Raw genomic sequence first — 22,548 nt, 5'->3', positions numbered from 1 at the left:
GTGGGAGCTTCAGGAGGTTACGACGGCTGCGATGGGCTGCGAAGCGGCCCTGAAACAAACCACCTCGGCTGTGCCTGATCTACCGCATGCACAGGCTTTGCTGCCGGTTCCCGGCAGTTCGCGAGCAAGCTCACTCCCACATTTGTTGAGCACAATTATTGAGTATTGAGCCCAACGCGGCGCGCTTCTGCCCGGAGGGCGTGGGAGCTTCAGGAGGTTACGACGGCTGCGATGGGCTGCGAAGCGGCCCTGAAACAAACCACCTCGGCTGTGCCTGATCTACCGCATGCACAGGCTTTGCTGCCGGTTCCCGACAGTTCGCGAGCAAGCTCACTCCCACATGTATTGAGCCCAATTATTGAGTATTGAGCCCAACACTGTGGGCTTCTGCCCGGAGGGCGTGGGAGCTTCAGGAGGTTACGACGGCTGCGATGGGCTGCGAAGCGGCCCTGAAATCGAGGACCCCGGTTGCGTCTGATCTGCCGTAGCCGCTTTTTCCGTAACAGCCGCTACCAATACGTCTCCACCGCCACCTGCCCCGGCTTGCGTGAAAGACTCAGGCGCATATCGCGTTGCTTGAGCAGTGCCCGAGTGTCATCGATCATCTGCGGATTGCCGCACAGCATCACCCTGGAATGTTCCGGGGTCAGCTCGATGCCGGCGGCGCGCTCCAGCTCTCCGTTTTCGATCAACTGCGTAATACGGCCATTGAGCGCGCCAGGGTGCTGTTCGCGGGTGACGGTCGGTAGAAACAGGAACTTGTGCGCGTATTCAGCCAGGTAGTCTCGCTGCATCAATTCGGCGATCAGTTGCTGATAAGCCAGCTCGCGGGATTCGCGAACGCTATACACCAGGATTACCCGCTCGAACTTCTCCCAGACCTCGAAATCCTGAAGGATCGACAGAAACGGAGCAACGCCTGTGCCCGTCGACAGCAGCCAAAGGTCGCGACCGTCCACAAACCGATCCAGCGTCAGGTACCCGAATGCCTGTTTTTCCACCATCAGGCTGTCGCCCTCGCGCAGGCGATTCAACTCGCTGGTGAACTCGCCACCAGGTACCACGATGGAGAAAAACTCCAGAAACTCGTCGTGTGGAGAAGAAACCATCGAGTACGCGCGCCACACGGCCGTGCCGTCATCCTTGGTCACGCCGAGCCGCGCAAACTGCCCGGCGCGAAAGCGGAAACCGGGATCACGTGTAGCACGCAAGGTGAACAGATTATCGGTCAGCGGCGTCACGCGCTGCAGGGTCTGTCGGGTGAACTTGTCATCACTGACGGTCATGGTGCGCTTTGAACTCCTGAAGATGGGAAACAGAACCCAGTGTCCCGCAAAGCAGGCGCGATAAACACCGGCTGTTTGTGGTGATTTACCGGGAAGGCGCCCCGCTGGCTTAGAGTATTTGGTTCTTGAAGTCCGTCCATGCAGGCTGAACGGCATCGGGGCAAATTACCTGAACCGCTCTTGTTCAGGGGTTGCAGCCTGACGACACACAGCGCAATGCCAAGTGCCATCAGCCCATCCGTCAGGGCGACTTTGCAGCCTGCCGATTGCCGGTGATTTGTTCCTAGACTGGACAAACGAACAGCAAGGTCTGGATACACACTGCAAGGAGGCTACATGATCACCATGGAAGTCAATTTCCCACAGCCCTCGCCAGCCAAAAACCTGACATACAGAGAGATTGAAGTACTCAAGTGGTCCGCAGAAGGCAAGACAGCTGGCGACATCGCAATCATTCTCTGCCTCAAGGAGCGCACAATTCATTTCCACATTGCCAGCGCCATTCAAAAAATGGGGGTCTGCAACAAAACCGCTGCCGCCGTCAGGGCCGTCATGAGCGGGATACTTTTACTAAAGCCGGCAGTCGTGCAGCAATAGGCAGATATCTGGCGGAAAACTACGTAAAATCTCCGGCATCAGCGAGCCCATCTGTCTTCGGGCTCGCTGATATACCTTCGATTGCACAGAGTTCTCCCGCCAATGCCCCTGCTCATCAGTCCTTTCGCTGAACTTGATCTCATTCGCCAACCCGAGCAACAGGACGAGCCGTTGCAGGCGTTCGACGCTGCTGACGAATACCTGCTCAGCCACGTTGCAGAAACCGGATTGAGCCTTCAAAGCCGTGTGTTGGTGCTCAACGACAGCTTTGGCGCGCTGGCCGCGAGCCTGGCCCGCCACGCGACGGTCTCCAGCAGCACCGACTCGTATCTGGCGGCGCAAGGGCTGGAGAAGAACCTGGCGCGCAACGGCATGGCCTATGACGCTGTGCCGTTGATACCTGCCAGCGAGCCATTGAGCGGTCCGTTCGACTGGGTGCTCATCCGGATTCCCAAGACACTGGCGCTGCTGGAAGAGCAACTGATACGCCTGCAAGGCCAGCTGGCGCCCGGCGCGCGGGTCATCGCAGCGGCGATGGTCAAGCATTTGCCGCGCTCGGCCGGTGACTTGCTGGAAGACTACGTGGGGCCGGTGCAGGCCTCTCTGGCGGTGAAAAAGGCCCGGCTGCTGTTCGTGACACCTCAGGCCAAAGAGGTGCAGACCTCGCCTTATCCGACGCGTTACCGGCTGGACGAACCCGCCATCGAACTGCTCAACCATGCCAATGTGTTTTGCCGCGACGGGCTGGACATCGGCACCCGGGCCTTATTGCCCCATCTGCCGAAAAACCTGGGCACAGCACGCGTTGCTGACCTGGGCTGCGGCAACGGCGTACTGGCCATTGCCAGCGCTCTGGACAACCCCGGGGCGCAGTACACGCTGGTGGACGAGTCGTACATGGCGGTGCAATCGGCCGCTGAAAACTGGCGGGCGCACCTCGGTGAGCGAGACGCGGTGATTCGCGCGGGAGACGGGCTGGACAGCCAGGAACCCGACTCACTGGATGTGGTGCTGTGCAATCCGCCGTTCCACCAGCAGCAGGTGGTGGGTGACTTCCTCGCCTGGCGCATGTTCCTCCAGGCTCGCGCGGCGCTGGTGACAGGCGGCGCGCTGTACATCGTCGGCAACCGCCATCTGGGTTATCACACCAAGCTGTCACGCCTGTTCCGCGGCGTCGAACAGGTCGCCTCCACGCCAAAGTTCGTGATCCTGAAAGCCCGCAAGTAGCGCGCAAAAAAGACCCTCTTGCCACGGAAAGTGACAAGAGGGTCGCAACACGTGCCTGAAAGACACGAACGGGAATTCAGTGAGTCGTCAGGCCCGCTGCGCTCATGAACATGCGCATCAGGCTGGCGACGATGAACAGCGCAAACACGCTGCCTGCCCAGATCCCGACCAGCCAGGCCAGTCGCTGCCAGAGCGGCTTGCTCAGTGCCGGATCCGGGTCGTGCGGAGGGTTTTTACCAGACATCGTCATTCTCCTCGGTTCGGACTAGTGATAACCGTCTTCAGCCGTCACCTTGCCGCGGAACACGTAGTAGCTCCAGAAGGTGTAGCCCAGGATAAACGGAATGATGAACAGCGTACCGACCAGCATGAAGCCCTGACTCTGCGGCGGCGCGGCGGCCTCCCAGATCGAGACCGAAGGCGGAATGATGTTCGGCCACAAGCTGATGCCCAGCCCGCTGTAACCCAGAAAAATCAACAACAGCGTCAGCAGAAACGGCGTGTAGTGAGCATTGCGCGCCACAGCCTTGAACAGCCCGTACATCGTCACCAGCACCAGAATCGGCACCGGCATGAACCAGAACAGGTTCGGCATGCTGAACCAGCGATGCGCGATATCCGCGTGGGCCAGCGGTGTCCACAGGCTGACGACAGCCATGACCGCCAGCACTGCCAGCGCCAGAGGGCGCGCCAGGTCATGCATCGCCTTCTGCAACGGGCCTTCGGTTTTCATGATCAGCCAGGTGCAGCCCAGCAGCGCGTAAGCAACGATCAGGGCCAGCCCGCAGAACATCGGGAACGGCGCGAGCCAGTCCAGTGAGCCGCCCGCAAACTGGCGATCAGCCACGGGGATGCCCTCGATGAACGCCCCCAATGCGACGCCCTGGAAGAAGGTCGCAGCCAGCGAACCGCCGATGAACGCCTTATCCCACCAATGCCGCTTCAGCTCGGTCGCCTTGAAGCGAAATTCGAACGCCACGCCACGAAAGATCAAGCCCATGAGCATGAACATCAGCGGCAGATACAGCGCCGACAAGACCACCGAATAGGCCAGCGGGAACGCGCCGAACAGCGCTGCGCCACCCAGCACCAGCCAGGTTTCATTGCCGTCCCAGACCGGCGCGACGGTGTTCATCATCACGTCGCGGTCGGAACTGTCTTTCATGAACGGGAAGAGAATCCCGATGCCCAGATCGAAGCCGTCCATTACCACGTACATCATGATGCCGAAGACGATGATAACGGCCCAGATCAGCGGAAGATCGATACCCATGGCTTAATTCCCCTTGCCGAGACGGTCAGAGTTGTCGCCATCTTCGTCGCCTTCAACAGCGGCGGAGAGCGGACGGGCCGGTGTGCGTTTCTGGCCGGGACCGCCATGAGGCACATGCTCGACGTAGGCTTTAGGCCCTTTGCGAACCAGCCGCATCATGTAGCCAAGCCCGGTTCCGAACAGCACGAAATACACAACCACGAACAGCACCAGGGTGATGCTCATCTGCGCCACGCTGTGGCCGGACGACGCATCGGCCGTGCGCATCAGGCCGTACACGACCCACGGCTGACGACCGATCTCGGTGGTGAACCAGCCGGCCAGGATCGCGATCAAGCCAGAAGGCCCCATCCACAGCGCCAGGTACAGGAACGGACGCGAGTTATACAGCGTGCCGCGTTTGCGCAGCCAGAGGCTCCACAGACCGGTGAAGATCATCAGCATGCCGAGGGCGACCATGACCCGGAACGACCAGAACACGATCAGCGAATTGGGACGGTCCTCAGGTTTGAATTCCTTGAGCGCCGGCACCTGCTTGTCGAGGCTGTGCGTCAGAATCAGGCTGCCCAGGTACGGAATTTCCACCGCGTACTTGGTGCGCTCTTCCTTCATGTCAGGAATGCCGAAAAGGATCAGCGGGGTCGGCTCGTCGCCGACGTTTTCCCAGTGACCTTCGATGGCGGCGATTTTGGCGGGCTGATGCTTGAGCGTGTTCAGACCGTGGAAGTCGCCGACCACTGCCTGAATCGGCGCGACCAGCAGGGCCATCCACATTGCCATCGAGAGCATCTTGCGCACGGCCGGTGTGTCGCGACCGCGCAACAGATGCCAAGCGGCCGACGAGCCGACAAAGAACGCCGTCGCCACGAAGGCGGCAATCGCCATGTGCGTCAGGCGATACGGGAACGACGGGTTGAAAACCACCGCGAACCAGTCGGTCGGGATCACGCGACCGTCGATGATCTCGAAGCCTTGCGGGGTCTGCATCCAGCTGTTGGACGACAGAATCCAGAACGTCGAAATCAGCGTGCCGATGGCAACCATTACCGTGGAGAAGAAGTGCAGGTTACGGCCCACGCGGTTCCAGCCAAACAGCATCACACCGAGGAAGCCGGCTTCAAGGAAGAACGCGGTCAGCACCTCGTAGGTCAGCAGCGGACCGGTCACAGCGCCAGCAAAATCGGAGAAGCGGCTCCAGTTGGTGCCGAATTGATAGGCCATGACCAGCCCGGAGACCACGCCCATGCCGAAGTTGACGGCAAATATCTTGGACCAGAAGTGGTACAGGTCACGGTAGACATCATCGCGGGTCTTCAGCCACAGACCTTCGAGCACAGCCAGATAACTTGCCAGACCAATGGTGATGGCCGGGAACAGGATGTGAAACGAGATGGTGAATGCGAACTGAATTCGGGCGAGATCGATAGCCTCTAAACCGAACATAACGTGTTCCTCTCTCAGATGAAACCTGCTGCTGGCAACAGGCCAGCAGCGATTGCCCCCACGGTAATGAGTGCCTGTGTTTCTTTTTATGCAGCGTTATCGATGGAGAAAACGCCGGTCGATTGCTCATCTTTTGCACTGACGCAATGATGCAGATCAATCGTCCATGAAAGAGTAGTCCTGTTCAGCCTGCAAAGCCGTGTGGTCTATTGTCGCGTGGCGGGTTGTCTCACCAGCTGTGCATGGGCATACGGCTGATTCTTGTACCAACGCTCGCGTCGGCATGCATCCTGTGACGCAGAGCGTCACGAAGGGCATTACCACGCAGCGCGTGGTAACGAGATTCATCGTCCGCAACGGGAGCGGCGCCCCTGTTACAGCAGCTTATCCAGCGTAATCGGAAACTCGCGTATCCGCTTACCCGTTGCGTGGTAGATGGCATTGGCTATTGCTGCCGGAACACCCACGATGCCGATCTCGCCGACGCCTTTGGAACCCAGCGCGTTGACGATTTCATCGTGTTCTTCGACAAACAGCACATCAATGTCACCGATATCCGCGTTCACCGGAATGTGGTACTCGGCCAGGCTGTGGTTCATCGGACGGCCCAAGTCATGATCAAGCATAGCTTCTTCGTGCAATGCCATGCCCATTCCCCACACAACGCCCCCCAGAATCTGACTGCGTGCCATTTTCGGATTGACCACCCGGCCCGCCGCCACGGCGCTGACCACACGGCTGACCTTCACGGTGCCCAGGTCCTCGTCGACCAGCACTTCGACAAACACGGCCGAGTGCGTCGCCGCCGCATAGGCTTCACGCTTCTTGTCCGGCTCGGCGTCCACCTGGACCTCGATCACGCCACTGGCCTGAGAAGCTGCCAGCTGCGCCATCGACAGCACCTGATCGCCCAGGTACAGATTGCCTGATTCAAAACGAGCTTCATCCGGCGTAACCGCGGCAAACTGCGGGTGGAGTCCTTTCGCCACTTCCAGCACCTGACGCTGCAACGCCTGACAGGCTTGCTGCACCGCTGTGCCCACTGAAGACACGGTAAACGAGCCGCCTTGCAACGGTGCAGTCGGCAGCGAAGAATCGCCCAGCAGAAAGGTGACGTTTTCCACATCGATACCCGAAGATTCAGCAGCGATCTGTGTCATGACGGTGTACGTGCCGGTGCCAATGTCGGTCGTGGCGCTGCTGACCACCAGCGAGCCATCCGCGTCGAGACGCGCTTTGGCGCTGGCCTTCATCTGCATGGCTTCCCACACGCCGCCCGCCATGCCCCAACCCACCAACTGGCGGCCTTGGCGCATGCTGCGCGGCTCAGGGTTGCGACGCGCCCAGCCAAAACGCTCGGCACCCTGGGTGTAGCACTCACGCAATTCCTTGCTGGAATAGGGTTTGTCTTCGTTCCCGTTGCGCTCGGCGTAGTTGGTCAGGCGCAGGCGCACCGGGTCGATGGCCAGTGCGCAGGCCAGTTCGTCCATGGCGCATTCCAGACCGATCATGCCCAACGCAGCACCCGGCGCACGCATGTCCAGCGGCGTGAACACGTCCAGCGGCACCAGTTTGTACGTCAGCTGCACGTTGTCACATTTGTAGAGCATGCCGCTCCACTCCACGACGTGCTCGCTGAAATCCTCGAAACGCGAGGTTTGACCGATGGCTTCGTGCCCCACGGCCAGCAAGCGACCGTTGGCAGCAGCGCCCAGACGCAGACGCTGAACGGTGCGCGGACGATAACCAAAGGTGAACATCTGTTGACGGGTCAGGGTCAGGCGCACTGAGCGCTTCAGGTGCAACGCCGCCATTACCGCCAGGGGCAGTTGATATTGAGGACGCAGGCCAGAACCGAAGGCGCCGCCCACAAAAGCCGCCAGCACACGGATCTTGTCCTTTTCCAGGCCGAAGACCTTGTGCAGGTAGTCCTGACAGTTCTGCGTGCCTTGCGTCTTATCATGGATCTGCAAGCTACCGTCGGCCTGATACAAAACGGTCGACGCGTGCGGCTCCATCGGGTTGTGGTATTCGCTGGGCGTGCTGTAAGTCACATCGACACTCAGCGCAGAACTGGCCAGTTCGCCTTCGAAGTTGCCACGTGGCGGTGGCAACTCGGCAGGCGCATCGTAGGCACTGTCGAGCATGGCTTGCAGATCGGTCTCGTGAGGCTGCTGTTCGTATTCGATACGCACCAGCGAGCCTGCATGCCGCGCCAGTTCCAGCGTGTCGGCCACCACCAGCGCCAGCGGCTGACCGCTGTACAGCACTTTGTCGTTGTACAGGGGGCGGAACGGCGAGCCGTCGGCCGAATCCGCATCCTCATAATTTTCGTCGTAACTGGCCAGCGAAGGACGATTGGTGTGATCCAGTACGGCAACAACGCCCGGCACCTTCACCGCTTCGCTGATATCGATGCTCACAACGCGGCCGCTGGCGATGGTGCTGGAGATCACGCTGCCATACAGCAGGCCCTCTTCAGGGTACTCACCGGCGTAACGTGCGCCGCCGGTGACTTTCAGACGACCGTCAACGCGGTCAACGGGTTTGCCCATGGGCGAAAATGGCTGATTCATCGGGCGCTCCTCCCTGTTGCGGCATCATCCAGAGCACGAATGATCGCGCGGCGGGCCAGTCGGACTTTGAAACCGTTGTGCGCAAGCGGTTGTGCATCTTCCAGCATGGCATCGGCCACGGCAGCGAGATTTTCGCGGGTGACCGGCTTGCCGATCAGCAGGTTCTCGACCGCCTTGTCACGCCACGGCTTGTGCGCAACACCTCCCAAGGCCAGACGCACGTCACGCACCACGCCGTTATCGATGTCGAGCGCAGCCGCGACCGAGACCAGCGCAAACGCATAAGACTGGCGATCACGGACTTTCAGGTAAGCGTTATGGCTGACGAAGCCGGACGCCGGCAATTCGACGGCAGTGATCAGTTCGTCGTCAGCCAACTGGTTATCGCGTTGCGGCGCATCACCCGGCAGGCGGTGGAAGTCTGCAAACTCGATGGTCCGCTTTCCGGCGCGCCCTTCGACATGCACGACAGCCTCAAGCGCGGCCAATGCCACGCACATGTCGGACGGGTGCGTGGCTACACAGTCATCGCTGGCACCCAGGATGGCGTGGATGCGATTCAGGCCATCACGGGCCGGGCAGCCGGTGCCCGGTTCGCGCTTGTTGCAGGGCACGCCGGTGTCGTAAAAATAGTAGCAACGGGTGCGCTGCAGCAGATTGCCGCCGGTACTGGCCATGTTGCGCAGTTGTGGCGAAGCGCCTGCCAGCACGGCTTTGCTCAGCAACGGATAACGCTGCTCGATCAGCGGGTGATAAGCCAGATCGGCGTTGCTGACCAGCGCACCGATCATCAGCCCGCCAGTGGCCGTCTCGCTGACATCGCGCAATGGCAGGCCGGTGATATCGATGAGATGCTCGGGCTTTGTAACGTTTTCCTTCATCAGGTCCAGCAGGTTGGTGCCGCCCGCAATAAAGCGCGTGGCAGGACCGCTCAGGTTGACGGCGGCGCTGACGTCGGTCGGCTTGCTGTAGGTAAACGGATTCATGAGTTCACCCCCTGCTTCGGCGCTGCGTTGTGAAACTGTGGCAGGGCTTCTTCGACCGCGGCCACGATATTGCTGTAGGCACCACAGCGGCACAGGTTACCGCTCATCAGTTCCTGAATATCGGCTCGGCTTCTGGCGCGACCTTCGTTGGCCAGCCCGACTGCCGAGCAGATCTGCCCTGGCGTGCAATAACCGCACTGGAACGCGTCGTTCTTGATGAAAGCTTGCTGCATCGGGTGCAACTGTTCGCCGTCGGCCAGACCTTCGATCGTGGTCAGCTCAGCGCCGTCACACATGATCGCCAGCGTCAGACAGGCATTGATGCGCGTACCATCACGCAACACGGTGCAAGCGCCGCACTGGCCGTGGTCGCAGCCTTTCTTGGTGCCGACCAGGTCGAGCTGATCTCGCAGCAGGTCAAGCAGCGTGGTCCAGGGCAGCACGTCAAGCTGGCGGAGCTGCCCATTGAGGGTCAGAGAAATCGCATGGGTCGCGAAATCCTTCGGGTTCGGGGTCGTTGCACTCATGGAAACCTCACGGTAGGCGTTCGCTTAGCGCACTTTTTATGCGTCTTGAGGGTGGGACTTCGTGAGGTTTGCAACGTTCAGGCTTAATTGACGAGCGTGTTTATCGTCGAAAGGCCGTCATCCACAGGCAGCCATCCCGACACGCTGCTGGTATGATGCGCGGCTTTTTCCGACCCGCAACAAATCAGACGGCCTGCCCTGCAGACTGTGCCTGGCTGTTGGAGTCGATCATTCACGACGCGCGCCGCGTCACGGAGAGCCAGACATGCTGGAAAGGCTGTTTCAACTCAAGGCACACAACACCAACGTGCGGACCGAGATACTTGCGGGCGTCACGACTTTCCTGGCGATGGCTTACATCCTGTTCGTCAACCCGAGCATCCTCGGCGAGACCGGCATGGACAAAGGCGCCGTGTTCGTTGCCACCTGTCTGGCAGCGGCCATCGGCTCGACCGTGATGGGCCTGATCGCCAACTACCCGATTGCCCTGGCACCGGGCATGGGCCTGAACGCCTTCTTTACCTACACCGTTGTCCTGCACATGGGCCATAGCTGGCAAGTGGCGCTGGGGGCGGTGTTCATTTCAGCGGTGATGTTCTTCATCCTGTCGATCTTCCGCATCCGCGAGTGGATCATCAACAGCATCCCCCTGCCCCTGCGCTCGGCGATTGCTGCCGGTATCGGCCTGTTTCTGGCGCTGATCGCCCTGCACAATGCCGGTATCGTGGTCAGCAACCCGGCCACCATGATCGGCATGGGCGACTTGAAACAGCCTGCTCCGGTGCTCGCCACGCTGGGCTTCTTTCTGATCGTCGCGCTGGACCACCTTAAAGTGCGCGGCGCTGTGCTGATCGGCATTCTGGCGGTCACGCTGGTGTCCATCGCACTGGGCTTCACGCCCTTCGGCGGCGTCATGTCGATGCCACCGTCGCTGGCACCGACCTTCATGCAACTGGACATCATGGGCGCGCTGGATGTCGGTCTGGTCAGCATTATCTTCGCGTTCCTGTTCGTCGACATCTTCGACAACTCCGGCACCCTGATCGGCGTCGCCAAGCGCGCCGGGCTGATGGGCAAGGACGGGCACATGCCGAAAATGGGCCGTGCGCTGATCGCCGACAGTACGGCAGCAATGGCCGGCTCCCTGCTGGGTACGTCGACCACCACCAGCTACATCGAGTCGGCTGCGGGCGTCAGCGCCGGTGGCCGTACCGGTCTGACAGCTGTCGTGGTTGCGGTACTGTTCCTGCTGGCCCTGTTTTTCGCCCCGCTGGCCAGCAGCGTGCCAGCCTTCGCGACCGCTCCGGCCCTGCTGTTCGTGGCCGTGCTGATGGCTTCCGGTATGGCCGAGATCGACTGGGACGACATCACTGTCGCCGCACCGGTGGTCATCACCGCGCTGGCGATGCCGTTCACCTATTCCATCGCCAACGGCATCGCCTTTGGCTTCATTTCCTGGACAGCGATCAAGCTGCTGTCGGGACGCTGGCGCGAGCTGAATTCGGCGCTGGTGATCCTGTCGATCCTGTTCGTGATCAAGCTGGGCTGGTTCAACGCATGAGTGTTCCCTTCGATCCTGCGAGCTACGACCGTCAGCTCGAAGAAAAAACCGTCCGCCTGCGTGAACTGCTGGCGCCGTTCGACGCGCCCGAGCCGCAGGTCTTCGACTCGCCGCGCGAGCATTACCGGCTGCGCGCCGAGTTTCGTCTGTGGCGTGAAGACCAGAAGCGCTATTACGCGATGTTCGCACCGGGCGATAACCGGACGCCAATCCTGCTGGAGGGCCTGCCGATTGCCAGCGAGCGCATCAATGCATTGATGCCGGTGCTGCGCGAACGCTGGGAAGCCAGCCCGACACTGAACCACAAGCTGTTTCAGGTGGACTTCCTGACCACACTGGCCGGCGACGCGATGATCACCCTTTGCTACCACCGTCCGCTGGACGATCAATGGAAGGCTGAAGCCGAGGCGCTGGCAAAAGAGCTGGACGTCAGCCTGATCGGTCGCTCCAAAGGTCAGAAACTGATCATCGGCCACGATTACGTCACTGAAAAGCTCGATGTGGCTGGCCGCACATTCAGTTACCGCCAGCCGGAAGGCGCGTTCACTCAGCCCAACGGCACCGTGAACGGCAAGATGCTCAACTGGGCCTTCGATGCACTGGGCCAGCGGCAAGACGACCTGCTGGAGCTGTATTGTGGCAATGGCAACTTCACCCTGCCGCTGGCAACCCGCGTGCGTAAAGTGCTGGCGACCGAAATCAGCAAGACCTCGGTCAATGCCGCACTGAGCAACTTGGATGACAACGGCGTGGACAACGTCACGCTGGTGCGCCTGTCGGCCGAGGAACTGACCGAGGCGCTGAACGAGGTGCGCCCGTTCCGCCGCCTGCAGGGCGTGGACCTGAAAAGCTACGATTTCGGCAGCGTCTTCGTCGACCCGCCCCGCGCCGGCATGGACCCGGACACCTGCGAACTGACCCGCCGCTTCGAGCGCATCCTGTACATCTCCTGCAACCCGGAAACCCTGGCCGCCAACATCGCTCAATTGCACGACACCCACCGGGTTGAACGCTGCGCCCTGTTCGACCAGTTTCCGTATACCCACCATATGGAATCGGGGGTGTTGCTGGTTCGGCGTTGAGGCTCCGCTGACGGACTATGACTATCGTGCGACGCTCCGCGTCGCATGCCGTTCTGGACGCTCTGCGTCCGGTCTTTTTGAAATGTGTAGCAGCGTAGATCCGTGACGCAGAGCGTCACGCAAGGCATTCCTACGCTGGAGCGTGAGGAACGATAATCTCAACTATCGTGCGACGTCCCGGCGTCGGCATGTTCCGTCCAATGCCAGGTATATTTCTTTCTCGTCCATTATCCGGCACCAGAACATTAAATACAGTGGCGGCTAAGACACTTCCCAAACGGCCCACACTATTGACCGGGAGATGGCTAACTCGGTAACTCACCAGCACCCGACCAATCGCTCCATAACAGCGTTTCGTGCCGGTAAGGAAGCAAGAGCTTCTTCATGGACTTCCTGATAGCCATCGCAAAAACGGTAAACCTTAAAACGTTCACTAAAGACTGAGATAAGGCGCATTAACAAAAAATCATCAATGTCCAGTCCGCCCTCGTCCAGTTCGACTACGACGAGGGCTTCATGCTGAGTGGCATGACGCAACATTTCGCCATCGTTCTGTAGATAGTCTTCAAGCGCCTGACCTCTGAGTATTTCCATCCTTATCCAAGGCTCACTTTCTTGTTGAGCGCTCCATTGCTTGTTGACCTCCCATTTATTTATTTTTAAATCGAGAAAGCTACAATCATTCAAAACGTCTTCATCCTGAAAATGCGAGACCGGTACATCGCCCCACGCTTGAAGAATCAAATTCTCTCTTTCGGGCAGCACGGCACCCGAACCCAAAGCAACGGCGTACTTATCAGTCATTACATATTCCCTGTTTCTTGCAAGCGCTTCAGACCTTTTTCCGCATTCCGGATCAACTGATCCCTTACAGACTGAGGCAACCGTTTAAACGCTTTATCAATCTGAGGCGCCAGCGGCTTGGAAAGATCGGGTCTAAAGTCCACGATGGAGTCTTTTCCTCCACCCGATTGTATTTGAAGCTTACCATTGGGTTCGATGTCAACGCGTAACAGCCGTTTGCGTCCATTTATCACAGCCTCTACAGGCTGACCAATAGTTTCACTCGCTTTGATTACACCTGTTACATTTTCCAGGCTCTTTTCGCCTTCATGATTAGACTGCGGTACGGGGGCAAAAGCGTCTTGCTCCAGCGCACTCTTGCTCGGCTCCGGCCTCTGCAAATCAGGCCGCTTCTTCAGCGCTTCCTCGTGTTTGAGCATCCACTGGCCCAGTCGCTCACCTTTAGCGCTGGCTCGCATTTCCTGTGCGAGGAGGCGTGCGTCACCTCGGCCATGTGTGAGGTATTCAACCATCGCCCCCAGCAAGAGCAGTACTACTTCCACGTGCCCTTTTGCGATGTCTTGAGTGGCGCGGTTCTGGGCGTACGGATCATCACTCATGAACGGGCTCAGCCCTTGTTCGCGAGGGCCTTGCCATGCTGTTTTGATGCCGCACTTGTAGTAATCAATGATGCGAGGGAAGTCATCGACGACGTATTCCGCGATGGATTTTAAACCGAGTACTCCCAACACGAAGGTACTGGCCTGCATGCCCAGCGTGGCGCCCATTGCACCACCGAATAAAGCGCCTACGCCGAAAAAAGCTGAACCAGCCCCAGCGCCGATCAATCCTCCGGTAAAAGCACTGCCCACTACGATCATGGCCATTTGGGCCACAACATCGATCAAGTCCTTGATGATGCTGGAGATGTCGAGGTCCGAGAAACGCCGTACCAAAATGCGACCAGCCTCCCATTCGGCGAGGACGAACGCTCTTCTGACGCAGTCAAAGCGGCGAATGATCAATGATCGGGAAGGTGCAGGCTGGTTTAGATATGTTCGAAAGTGACCGCCAGTCTGGTGCCCCATATCGCGGTCGAGCTGCTGTCGTATTTCACTCCATGAAGGCAGCATGTGGAAAAATAACATTCAGTGTCTCCCTGACAACGCTTGATACAGTCCTTGCGTGGGCAACCTACCAGACGTCGCACGATTTTTTCGAGGGAAGCACCTAAAACCCTTGAAATTCGGAAAGTTCTTACAACTCGCTAACTTGATCAATTTTTCGAGCGTTATACCTCCTACTGGACGTGGCTGGACCGCATTTGTAGGAACAATCAGCCACGACATGTAGGACCAATCTGATCCTGGCTTTAGCGCCTTGCCCCCAAGCCATGACCACTCTAGCCTGCGCGCCGTCGCTGTTGAGTCAGCGACCGGATTTGACGATCCGACTCATCAAAAAAAACGGCAGTACGCCGCAATCAGCCCCACGCATTACAATGCGTGGGTGCCTGTTATGGCGACTGTGTGTGGGAGACCTTCGGGTCTGCCGGTTTCTTTGATGGCCGGTTCGTCAACCTGCGCACAGTTGCCACCCTGTTGTTTGACGACGACGTCTGGCGACTCAACATCAAAGACTGAGTGCCTCATGAAGACCGACCCGAAACTTATCCCCTGCACCGACTACGTCGAGCCCTTGATTTTCATACGCCATCATCGCGGGCTGCGTGCCGTGCGGTTGGGGTATCAATGCTGGTTTTCGTTACAGGACCTCGCCCGGCTGATGGGCAAGGCGCTGGATGAGCGCTCGACCCGTAAACTGGACAGCGACCAGCACCGTCATGTATGGCTGCACAGTCACGGCGAGTGGCAAAAGTGCCTGATGATCAGCGACTCTGGGGTCTATGCGCTGCTGGTGCATCACTACGTTCCCGAGAACCGCGCACTGCGCCAATGGCTTACCAGCGAAGTGATTCCGATGCTGCGCAGCGAACATACTCTGCCTGAACACCGTGCCCCCGTGATTTGGTGGCGCCGTTTGCTTGGCCTGCCGCCTGGCCGAGACAAGTTTGCGGCATGAAGCTGATCGTTCCTCACCTCGAACAGAGCCGATCAATGCATCGTGAAACTGTCAGATTATTTATTAGCTTCCTATCTATACGCTGAGGTATAAACCGACACGTGAATTAAACGTTCCGATGGGATCCGATCTTGAGCTCCGAGTCTTCCGCGTCCTCTGCACCGGTCAAGCTGTCCAGCCAGCCCGGTTTCGTCAGTTTTATCCTGTCACGCCTGATGGCGGTGTTTGCCATGCAGATTCAGGCGGTGGTGGTCGCCTGGCAGGTCTATGACATGACCCGCGAGCCGATGGCGCTGGCGTATGTGGGCCTGGCTCAGTTCATCCCCATGTTGCTGCTGTTGATGCCCGCCGGGGATCTGATCGACCGCTATAACCGCAAGGTGATCCTGATGATCAGTTGGGGTGTGCAGGCGGTCTGTGGCGTCATTCTGCTGGTCTTCTCCGCGCTCAAACTGCAAGACCTGCGGCTGATCTATGGCGCACTGATGCTCTACGGCTGTGCCCGCGCCTTCACCGGCCCGGCCCTGCAAAGCCTGCTGCCGCAGATTGTTCCACGCGACCAGTTGCCGTCGGCCATCGCCACCAACAGCGTGATCATGCGTTGCTCGACCGTCGGCGGCCCTCTGATCGGTGGCTATCTGTACTGGCTGGGCGGTGCAGAGCTGACCTATTCGGTGTGTGTCGCGGCGTTCATTGCCGGGGTTCTGCTGCTGGCTCCGGTCGCCACGCCGTTTGCCGGCAAGCCGATGGAGCTGGGTTCAAGCGCATGGGGCCGTTTCACGGCGGGCATTGCGTTTATCCGCTCGCGCCCGATCATCCTTGGCACCATTTCACTGGACCTGTTCGCCGTGCTGCTCGGCGGCGTAGTGGCGCTGCTGCCGATCTACGCCCATGAAGTGCTGCACCTCGGGCCGCAAGGGCTGGGGATGCTGCGTGCGTCGATGAGCCTGGGCGAGCTGGGCGTCGGCATTTACCTGAGCATGCGCCCGCTGGAGCGCAATGTCGGCATGACGATGTTCCTCGCTGTCGGCCTGTTCGGTGTGGCGAATCTGGTGTTCGCCCTTTCCACTTTATTCTGGCTATCGTGCCTGGCGCTGCTGGTCGCCGGTGCCGCGGACATGGTCAGCGTGTTCATCCGCTCGGCGCTGGTGCAGTTCTCGACGCCCGACAACATGCGCGGCCGGGTCAATGCGGTGAACATGCTGTTTATCGGCTCCTCCAACGAGCTGGGCGAGTTCCGGGCGGGCACCAGCGCCTCGCTGATCGGCGCAATTCCCGCCGCAATCATGGGCGGCGTCTGCACGCTGGGCGTGGTCGGCGCGTGGATGACGGGCTTCAAATCCCTGCGCCAGGTCGATCGCTTTGCCGATGCCTCCCCTGCTGATGTGCAAAAAGCGCAGCCCTTGAAGCAGGCCTGACCGCCGCAGGCGCCCGAAAACAGAACCGGCGCCCTACCCGGGCAGAACCAATCTGCCCGACACCCCTCTATACTCTCGCATTCTGCACAACGCTGGTCGGACCGCCGCACAGGCCAGACCTGTATCAGCAGCAACACTCACTGCAAGAAAAGAAGAGGGATCCGACATGCTCTGGAAAAAAGGCCGACGCAGCGACAACGTAGTCGATGCTCGCGATGGCGGCAGCAGTGGGGGTGGCGGGGGCATGCGCATCGGCGGCAAGGGGCTGGGTATCGGCGGTATCGTGATTATTGTCGCGATCGGCCTGCTGACCGGTCAGGACCCGATGCAGATTCTTGGCCAGTTGACCGGGCAGAGCACCGAGCAAAGCGCGCCGCCCAGCGCACAGACGCGTGAAGCACCGCCAGCCAATGACCAGCAGGCCGAATTCGTACGCAGCATTCTCGGAGACACCGAAGACACTTGGCGCGCAGTGTTCGCGCAGAGCGGTCGCGAGTACAAGGACCCGACGCTGGTGCTGTTCAGCGGTCAGGTGAACTCCGCCTGCGGACGCGCCACCTCGGCAACCGGCCCGTTCTACTGCCCGGCTGACCAGCAGGTCTATCTGGACATGGATTTCTTCCGCGAAATGTCTCAGCGTTTTTCCGCCGCTGGTGATTTCGCCCAGGCCTACGTGATTGCGCATGAGGTCGGGCACCATGTGCAGACCCTGCTGGGCATTTCGGCAAAGGTCGACAAGGCCCGTCAGGCTGGCCAGAAAATGGAAGGCAACAACGGTTTACTGGTGCGCCAGGAGCTTCAGGCAGACTGTTTTGCAGGTGTTTGGGCCTACAACGCACAAAATCGTTTGAACTGGCTTGAGCCGGGTGATATTGAAGAAGCATTGAATGCGGCGAACGCCATTGGTGACGACCGCTTGCAGCAGCAAAGTAGTGGTCGAGTCGCTCCGGACTCCTTCACTCACGGGACTTCCGCACAGCGCGTGCGCTGGTTCAAGACAGGCTTTGCCCAAGGCCAAATCAATCAATGCGACACGTTCGCCGCCAAGAGTCTCTGAGCACATGATTAAACCGCTTCTGGTCCTGTTATTGAGCACTGCCTTCGTGAGCCTCGGGGCGCACGCCGAGGATCAAGCGGTCAATTCCATCAGCCCGGATCGTCTGGCCATCAATGGCGCCGAGGCGACGCTTGGGCTGAGCCAGGAGTGGGTACACCCGAAACCGAAAATCGAACGCGTGGTGATCGTGCTGCACGGTCGCCTGCGTAATGCGCAAACCTACCTGCGCAGCATCGAACGCGCTGCCAACCAGTCCAGAGAGCGCAGCAAGACCCTGCTGATCGCGCCGCAGTTTCTGGATGAGAAAGACATCGTCGCGCACCACCTGCCGGAGTCGATCCTGCGCTGGCGCCAGAACAGCTGGATGGAAGGCGCAACCTCCACCGATCCCAAGCCGGTCAGTTCGTTTCTGGTGCTGGACCACATCCTCAAGCGCCTGAGCGACAGCAAACTGTTCCCCAACCTGAAGGAAATCGTGATTGCCGGGCACTCCGGCGGTGCCCAGGTGGTGCAGCGCTACGCGATGATCGGCGGTAAGGAAGACGCCCTGCTGCAACGTGAAGGGGTGAAGCTGCGCTACGTGATCGCCAACCCGTCGTCCTACGCTTATTTCGACGCGGAACGGCCTGAACCGGTAACCGCGCAGAGCTGCCCGAACTTCAACGACTGGAAATACGGCCTCAACAAGATGCCCTTCTACTCGGGCAAGGAAAAGCCGGCTGACATCGAGAAGAATTACGTGAAGCGCGACATCACCTACCTGATGGGCGAGCTGGACACCGACCGAAACCACCCGGCGCTGGACAAGACCTGTGCCGCCGAAGCGCAAGGCCCCTACCGCCTGATTCGCGGACAGAACTACTTCAACTACCTGCAGAAGCGCCATCCCGAGGGGCTTAACCAACGCCTGGTGATCGTGCCGAAAGTCGGCCATAACGGTGACGGGATGTTTACCTCACCGGAAGGTCAGGCAGTGTTGTTCAAGCCGTTTTGATGCCCTTGAGAACACTCCGCTTGGGCATGCCGTGCTGGACGCTCTGCGTCCGACCCTGAACGTGCGCGCTCCGTAGATTCGTGACGCAGAGCGTCACCCAAGGCATTCCTACGCTGGAGCGTGCGGAACGATAGGTGTTCTTGAGGACACTCATCGTGCCCATGCTCCGCGTGGGTATGCCGTGCTGAACGCTCTGCGCCCGACCCTGAACGTGCAGCGCTCCGTAGATTCGTGACGCAGAGCGTCACCCAAGGCATTCCCACGCTGGAGCGTGCGGAACGATAGGTGTTCTTGAAAACACTCATCGTGCCCATGCTCCGCGTGGGCACGCGGTGCTGGACGCTCTGCGTCCGACTTTGAGTCGCGCAAATGTCAGTTCAGATCAGCCCAGCATCCCGCGCAGCGCTGTGCAATCAACCGCATGCCAGTCGGTCAGTTCCGGCCAGGGATTGTCCGGCAGGTTGACCAGGATTGTCTTCGCCCCCGCTGCCCGACCGCAGCTCAGGTCATGCAGGTAATCGCCGATCATGACCATCCTTTCCGGTTCGACCTTCCAGGCGCTGGCCAGCTTCAGCAGGCCGGCCGGATCGGGTTTGGGCGTTGCTTCATCTCTACCCAGCACGTCGTCGACCGCAAAGCAGTCAGCGAGGCCGATGGCGCTCAGGGTGATGTGTGCCAGCTCCCGGGCGTTACGGGTCAGTACGCCTAACCGATAGCCACGGGCAGCCAGTTCGCGGACCAGCTCGACCGCGCCCTCGGCGGGCAGCGAACCCAGCGCCAGTTCACGTTCGTGCTCCAGCAGCCAGGCATGCTTGGCCGCTGACTCATCAGCAGGCAGCGCCGCAAGGTGGCCAAGAATGTCATGATCCTGCGGAATGCCCAGTTCCCGCTTGATCGCCGGAAAATCATGAACCGGGACGGTAAGGGTGCCGTCCATGTCGAAAACCCAGTGCCGTATGCCGTCGAGTCTCATGCCCAGTCCTTGCGATGGCGGATCAGCCCTTCCTGACTGACCGATGCGACCAGTTGCCCGGCGCGATTGAAAATGCTGCCGCGCGAAAAACCGCGGGAATTGCCTGCCCACGGGCTGTCCATTGCGTACAGCAGCCAGTCATCGGCGCGCAGATCGTTATGAAACCAGAGCGAATGATCGAGGCTGGCCACCTGCATGTCACGCTGCCAGACGGTTTTGCCGTGGGGCAGCAGCGAAGTGGTCAGCAGGTTGAAGTCAGAAGCGTAGGCCAGCATGTACCGGTGCAGAGCCTGTATGTCCTGCAAACTGCCATCCGCGCGGAACCACACATATTTGACCGGCTCACCGGGCTTGGGGTCGTACGGGTCTTCGGCGGTCACCGGGCGGAACTGAATCGGTTTGGGACGCAGAAACTTGTCGTGCGCCGCCTCTGGAATCAGGTGCGCGCGACGCGTCAGCAGCTCCAGTTCTGAAGGCAGGTTTTCCGGGCCGACTATCTCAGGCATGGTGGCCTGATGCTCAAAGCCTTCTTCGTCGTACTGAAAGGAAGCGCTGCACGTGAAGATCGGTTTGCCCTTCTGGATCGCGGTGACGCGACGGGTGCTGAAACTGCCGCCATCCCGCACGCGGTCCACCTGATAGACCACAGGCAGGCCCGCATCGCCGGGGCGCAGAAAATAACCATGCAGCGAGTGAACGTGCCGGGTTTCCTCGACGGTCTGACTGGCCGCGGACAGCGACTGGCCCAGCACCTGACCACCGAACAGCTGACGAAACCCTAAATCCTGACTGCGGCCGCGAAACAGGTTTTCTTCAATGGCTTCCAGCGTCAGCAGCTCAACCAGATCATCCAGCACTTGACTCATTATCACTCCTCGCGCACATCAAGGCAGACCCCGCAATACAGCGGCGGCCGATGTGGTGTGTGGCGAGCCACAAGGCCCGCAGCATTTAAATGGAATGATACAGATTTTAAGAGGGTGAGCTTATCCAGCGTGCAACTTAATCCGCCCCATCAAGGCTTCAACGTCTTGAGCCACTGTTCCTGGCTGATCCTGTACAGCACGTGCGGCTTGAGCGGATGGCCGTCCGGCAGGTTGGGGTGATCGAAGCTTCCGGATTCATCCTGCTGCATGCCGATGGCCTGCATCACTTTTTGCGACGGCTCATTATTGACGGCCGTGAACGACACGATTTCTTTCAGCTTCAAGCGCTCGAAGCCACACCCCAGCGCGGTCCAGGCCGCTTCGCTGGCGAAACCCAGACCCCAATGCTCGTGCGCCAGCCGCCAGCCGATTTCAATCGCCGGCGTGAACGGCGCCTTGAAGCCCACCACGTGCAGCCCGGTGAAGCCAATGAACTCGCCCGTGTCCTTGCGCTCGAGCGCCCAGAAGCCGAAGCCCAGTTCGGCGAAGTGGCCTCGCAGCCGACCAATCATGGCCGCACTTTCAAGACGACTCAGGGACTCGGGAAAATAGCGCATGACTTGCGGATCCATACACATGGCGGCGAACGCAGGCAGGTCGTCGTCACGCCACTGACGCAGCAGCAGTCGGGCGCTGTCCAGCTTGAGTATCGGTTCCATCGATTTCCCCGTGTAACGAGACATGAGTAAATGCCCGAGTAGCTAAGGCCCCGCCAGCGAACTGGGCGGGCGGCCACATTACTGGCACTATCGGGCTTGGCCCCTTGAACGGACGCACAATGTCACTGCCGCTCATCTACCATGACGACTACAGCCCGGCCTTTCCGCCGGACCATCGGTTTCCGATGGACAAGTTCCGCTTGTTACGTGACTACTTGGTCGACAGCGGGCTGACCCGCGACGTTCAATTAATACGCCCCGATATATGCCCGGCGGATATTCTGGCGCTGGCGCATGACCCGTCTTACATAAACCGTTACCTGAGCGGCGACCTGTCACGCGAGGACCAGCGGCGTCTCGGCCTGCCCTGGAGTGAAGCGCTGGCGCGTCGAACGGTGCGTGCCGTGGGCGGCTCGCTGCTGACCGCCGAAAAGGCCCTGAAACATGGCCTGGCCTGCCATCTGGCGGGCGGCACGCATCATGCGCACTACGATTACCCGGCCGGGTTCTGCATTTTCAACGACCTGGCCGTGATCAGCCAGTACCTGCTGCAAAGCGGTCGTGTGGATAAAATACTGATCTTCGATTGTGACGTTCATCAGGGCGACGGCACCGCACGCATTCTGGCGGATACAGAGGAAGCGATCACGGTCTCGCTGCACTGCGAAAAGAACTTCCCGGCACGCAAGGCCCAGAGTGACTGGGACATCCCGCTGCCGATGGGCATGGGCGATGCCGAGTACCTGAACGTCGTCGATGACCTGCTCAATTACCTGCTGCCGTTCTACAAGCCGGATCTGGTGCTGTATGACGCAGGAGTGGACGTTCACAAGGACGATGCGCTCGGCTATCTGCAACTGACCGACCAGGGCGTGGCCAATCGTGACGAAGCGGTACTGCGTCACTGTCTGGGCCGCGACATTCCGGTGATGGGCGTGATCGGCGGCGGCTACAGCAAGGACCGTCAGGCACTGGCGAGGCGTCACGGCATTCTGCCTCACACCGCACAGAAGGTCTGGAACGATATGGGTTTGTAACCCTGCGTTGCACTGCACCTGAGTTGCGCACCTGAAAACAGCCTCGGGTAGAATGCCTCAC

Annotated in this window: 21 protein-coding genes; 9 read left to right on the top strand and 12 right to left on the bottom strand. The window is 59.8% G+C overall.

Translation table 11 applies throughout. From position 1 onward, the window contains the following. Positions 1–509: 509 nt before the first annotated feature. Positions 510–1,286 (bottom strand): ferredoxin--NADP reductase, encoded by a 777-nt coding sequence (locus tag BW686_RS20390; protein WP_084919299.1) that lies wholly within the window; start codon positions 1,284–1,286, stop codon positions 510–512. 336 nt (positions 1,287–1,622) lie between these two features. Between BW686_RS20390 and BW686_RS20385 the strand changes: the two genes are divergently transcribed. Then, positions 1,623–1,883 (top strand): response regulator transcription factor, encoded by a 261-nt coding sequence (locus BW686_RS20385; RefSeq protein WP_084919298.1) that lies wholly within the window; start codon positions 1,623–1,625, stop codon positions 1,881–1,883. 102 nt (positions 1,884–1,985) lie between these two features. After that, the gene (locus tag BW686_RS20380) at positions 1,986–3,110 is read left to right on the top strand and encodes a methyltransferase (protein WP_084919297.1); all 1,125 of its coding nucleotides are present in this window, start codon (positions 1,986–1,988) and stop codon (positions 3,108–3,110) included. Positions 3,111–3,186: 76 nt separating this feature from the next. Here the strand turns inward: BW686_RS20380 and BW686_RS20375 are convergent, their stop codons facing one another. The 6 genes from BW686_RS20375 to BW686_RS20350 form a co-directional block, all read right to left on the bottom strand. Then, positions 3,187–3,354, bottom strand: coding sequence for a DUF2474 domain-containing protein (locus BW686_RS20375; protein WP_084919296.1), 168 nt, complete (start codon positions 3,352–3,354; stop codon positions 3,187–3,189). Positions 3,355–3,375: 21 nt separating this feature from the next. Continuing rightward, a complete protein-coding gene (gene cydB / locus BW686_RS20370; protein WP_084919295.1) occupies positions 3,376–4,383 on the bottom strand; it encodes a cytochrome d ubiquinol oxidase subunit II in 1,008 nt (335 codons plus the stop codon). A 3-nt stretch (positions 4,384–4,386) separates the two neighbouring features. After that, positions 4,387–5,826: a cytochrome ubiquinol oxidase subunit I gene (locus BW686_RS20365; protein ID WP_084919294.1), complete on the bottom strand. Its 1,440-nt coding sequence runs from the start codon at positions 5,824–5,826 to the stop codon at positions 4,387–4,389. A gap of 374 nt (positions 5,827–6,200) precedes the next feature. After that, entirely contained in the window at positions 6,201–8,402 is a 2,202-nt protein-coding gene (locus BW686_RS20360; protein WP_084919293.1) for a xanthine dehydrogenase family protein molybdopterin-binding subunit, read from the bottom strand. Then, entirely contained in the window at positions 8,399–9,388 is a 990-nt protein-coding gene (locus BW686_RS20355; RefSeq protein WP_084919292.1) for an FAD binding domain-containing protein, read from the bottom strand. Before BW686_RS20355 ends, BW686_RS20360 begins: the two co-directional genes overlap by 4 nt. Next, positions 9,385–9,915 (bottom strand): (2Fe-2S)-binding protein, encoded by a 531-nt coding sequence (locus BW686_RS20350; protein ID WP_084919291.1) that lies wholly within the window; start codon positions 9,913–9,915, stop codon positions 9,385–9,387. Before BW686_RS20350 ends, BW686_RS20355 begins: the two co-directional genes overlap by 4 nt. 265 nt (positions 9,916–10,180) lie before the next feature. Here BW686_RS20350 and BW686_RS20345 point away from each other — a divergent pair, with 265 nt between their 5' ends. Both BW686_RS20345 and trmA read left to right on the top strand, forming a co-directional pair. Continuing rightward, complete coding sequence (locus tag BW686_RS20345; protein WP_084919290.1) at positions 10,181–11,476, top strand: NCS2 family permease; 1,296 nt, start codon at positions 10,181–10,183, stop codon at positions 11,474–11,476. Next, on the top strand, positions 11,473–12,558 hold the full coding sequence (gene trmA / locus BW686_RS20340; protein WP_084919289.1) for a tRNA (uridine(54)-C5)-methyltransferase TrmA: 1,086 nt from the start codon (positions 11,473–11,475) through the stop codon (positions 12,556–12,558). Before BW686_RS20345 ends, trmA begins: the two co-directional genes overlap by 4 nt. 318 nt (positions 12,559–12,876) lie before the next feature. On the opposite strand, the gene BW686_RS20335 is transcribed toward trmA, so the two are convergent. Next, entirely contained in the window at positions 12,877–13,362 is a 486-nt protein-coding gene (locus tag BW686_RS20335; protein ID WP_084919288.1) for a hypothetical protein, read from the bottom strand. After that, complete coding sequence (locus BW686_RS20330) at positions 13,362–14,489, bottom strand: DUF6861 domain-containing protein (protein ID WP_084919287.1); 1,128 nt, start codon at positions 14,487–14,489, stop codon at positions 13,362–13,364. The genes BW686_RS20335 and BW686_RS20330 overlap by 1 nt, the downstream gene beginning before the upstream one ends. Before the next feature lie 502 nt (positions 14,490–14,991). Here BW686_RS20330 and BW686_RS20325 point away from each other — a divergent pair. The 4 genes from BW686_RS20325 to BW686_RS20310 all read left to right on the top strand — a co-directional run bounded on the left by BW686_RS20325 (position 14,992) and on the right by BW686_RS20310 (position 18,892). Next, complete coding sequence (locus BW686_RS20325) at positions 14,992–15,423, top strand: BRO-N domain-containing protein (protein WP_084919286.1); 432 nt, start codon at positions 14,992–14,994, stop codon at positions 15,421–15,423. A 131-nt stretch (positions 15,424–15,554) separates the two neighbouring features. Continuing rightward, positions 15,555–16,841 carry an MFS transporter gene (locus tag BW686_RS20320; RefSeq protein WP_084919285.1) on the top strand — a complete coding sequence of 429 codons (1,287 nt, stop codon included), beginning with the start codon at positions 15,555–15,557 and terminating at the stop codon, positions 16,839–16,841. A gap of 166 nt (positions 16,842–17,007) precedes the next feature. After that, positions 17,008–17,898 (top strand): KPN_02809 family neutral zinc metallopeptidase, encoded by an 891-nt coding sequence (ypfJ, locus tag BW686_RS20315; RefSeq protein WP_084919284.1) that lies wholly within the window; start codon positions 17,008–17,010, stop codon positions 17,896–17,898. Between the two features lie 4 nt (positions 17,899–17,902). After that, positions 17,903–18,892: a hypothetical protein gene (locus BW686_RS20310; RefSeq protein WP_084919283.1), complete on the top strand. Its 990-nt coding sequence runs from the start codon at positions 17,903–17,905 to the stop codon at positions 18,890–18,892. A gap of 382 nt (positions 18,893–19,274) precedes the next feature. Here BW686_RS20310 and BW686_RS20300 read toward each other — a convergent pair whose 3' ends face one another. From BW686_RS20300 to BW686_RS20290, 3 genes are all read right to left on the bottom strand, one after another. Further along, positions 19,275–19,865: an HAD family hydrolase gene (locus BW686_RS20300; protein ID WP_084919282.1), complete on the bottom strand. Its 591-nt coding sequence runs from the start codon at positions 19,863–19,865 to the stop codon at positions 19,275–19,277. Continuing rightward, positions 19,862–20,731 (bottom strand): acyl-CoA thioesterase II, encoded by an 870-nt coding sequence (gene tesB, locus BW686_RS20295; protein ID WP_084919281.1) that lies wholly within the window; start codon positions 20,729–20,731, stop codon positions 19,862–19,864. The genes BW686_RS20300 and tesB overlap by 4 nt, the downstream gene beginning before the upstream one ends. A gap of 149 nt (positions 20,732–20,880) precedes the next feature. After that, positions 20,881–21,450, bottom strand: a complete 570-nt coding sequence (locus tag BW686_RS20290; protein WP_084919280.1) for a GNAT family N-acetyltransferase — start codon at positions 21,448–21,450, stop codon at positions 20,881–20,883. Between the two features lie 119 nt (positions 21,451–21,569). Between BW686_RS20290 and BW686_RS20285 the strand changes: the two genes are divergently transcribed. After that, positions 21,570–22,487, top strand: a complete 918-nt coding sequence (locus BW686_RS20285; RefSeq protein ID WP_084919279.1) for a histone deacetylase family protein — start codon at positions 21,570–21,572, stop codon at positions 22,485–22,487. The last annotated feature ends 61 nt before the right edge of the window (positions 22,488–22,548 follow it).

This window comes from Pseudomonas syringae, from assembly GCF_002157375.1.
GTDB lineage: Bacteria > Pseudomonadota > Gammaproteobacteria > Pseudomonadales > Pseudomonadaceae > Aquipseudomonas > Aquipseudomonas syringae_T.
Note: the sequence above shows the minus strand (reverse complement) of the source record. Positions and strands in the feature narration are given on the sequence as shown.

What these genes read in the sequence shown, in the direction of transcription:
- BW686_RS20330 (WP_084919287.1), bottom strand. Translation starts at nt 14,489, where the DNA reads ATGTTATTTTTCCACATGCTGCCTTCATGGAGTGAAATACGACAGCAG.
- BW686_RS20300 (WP_084919282.1), bottom strand. Translation starts at nt 19,865, where the DNA reads ATGAGACTCGACGGCATACGGCACTGGGTTTTCGACATGGACGGCACC.
- ypfJ (WP_084919284.1), top strand. Translation starts at nt 17,008, where the DNA reads ATGCTCTGGAAAAAAGGCCGACGCAGCGACAACGTAGTCGATGCTCGC.
- BW686_RS20285 (WP_084919279.1), top strand. Translation starts at nt 21,570, where the DNA reads ATGTCACTGCCGCTCATCTACCATGACGACTACAGCCCGGCCTTTCCG.
- cydB (WP_084919295.1), bottom strand. Translation starts at nt 4,383, where the DNA reads ATGGGTATCGATCTTCCGCTGATCTGGGCCGTTATCATCGTCTTCGGC.
- BW686_RS20290 (WP_084919280.1), bottom strand. Translation starts at nt 21,450, where the DNA reads ATGGAACCGATACTCAAGCTGGACAGCGCCCGACTGCTGCTGCGTCAG.
- BW686_RS20345 (WP_084919290.1), top strand. Translation starts at nt 10,181, where the DNA reads ATGCTGGAAAGGCTGTTTCAACTCAAGGCACACAACACCAACGTGCGG.
- BW686_RS20310 (WP_084919283.1), top strand. Translation starts at nt 17,903, where the DNA reads ATGATTAAACCGCTTCTGGTCCTGTTATTGAGCACTGCCTTCGTGAGC.
- BW686_RS20355 (WP_084919292.1), bottom strand. Translation starts at nt 9,388, where the DNA reads ATGAATCCGTTTACCTACAGCAAGCCGACCGACGTCAGCGCCGCCGTC.
- BW686_RS20360 (WP_084919293.1), bottom strand. Translation starts at nt 8,402, where the DNA reads ATGAATCAGCCATTTTCGCCCATGGGCAAACCCGTTGACCGCGTTGAC.
- BW686_RS20385 (WP_084919298.1), top strand. Translation starts at nt 1,623, where the DNA reads ATGATCACCATGGAAGTCAATTTCCCACAGCCCTCGCCAGCCAAAAAC.
- tesB (WP_084919281.1), bottom strand. Translation starts at nt 20,731, where the DNA reads ATGAGTCAAGTGCTGGATGATCTGGTTGAGCTGCTGACGCTGGAAGCC.
- BW686_RS20350 (WP_084919291.1), bottom strand. Translation starts at nt 9,915, where the DNA reads ATGAGTGCAACGACCCCGAACCCGAAGGATTTCGCGACCCATGCGATT.
- BW686_RS20335 (WP_084919288.1), bottom strand. Translation starts at nt 13,362, where the DNA reads ATGACTGATAAGTACGCCGTTGCTTTGGGTTCGGGTGCCGTGCTGCCC.
- BW686_RS20375 (WP_084919296.1), bottom strand. Translation starts at nt 3,354, where the DNA reads ATGTCTGGTAAAAACCCTCCGCACGACCCGGATCCGGCACTGAGCAAG.
- BW686_RS20380 (WP_084919297.1), top strand. Translation starts at nt 1,986, where the DNA reads ATGCCCCTGCTCATCAGTCCTTTCGCTGAACTTGATCTCATTCGCCAA.
- trmA (WP_084919289.1), top strand. Translation starts at nt 11,473, where the DNA reads ATGAGTGTTCCCTTCGATCCTGCGAGCTACGACCGTCAGCTCGAAGAA.
- BW686_RS20325 (WP_084919286.1), top strand. Translation starts at nt 14,992, where the DNA reads ATGAAGACCGACCCGAAACTTATCCCCTGCACCGACTACGTCGAGCCC.
- BW686_RS20365 (WP_084919294.1), bottom strand. Translation starts at nt 5,826, where the DNA reads ATGTTCGGTTTAGAGGCTATCGATCTCGCCCGAATTCAGTTCGCATTC.
- BW686_RS20390 (WP_084919299.1), bottom strand. Translation starts at nt 1,286, where the DNA reads ATGACCGTCAGTGATGACAAGTTCACCCGACAGACCCTGCAGCGCGTG.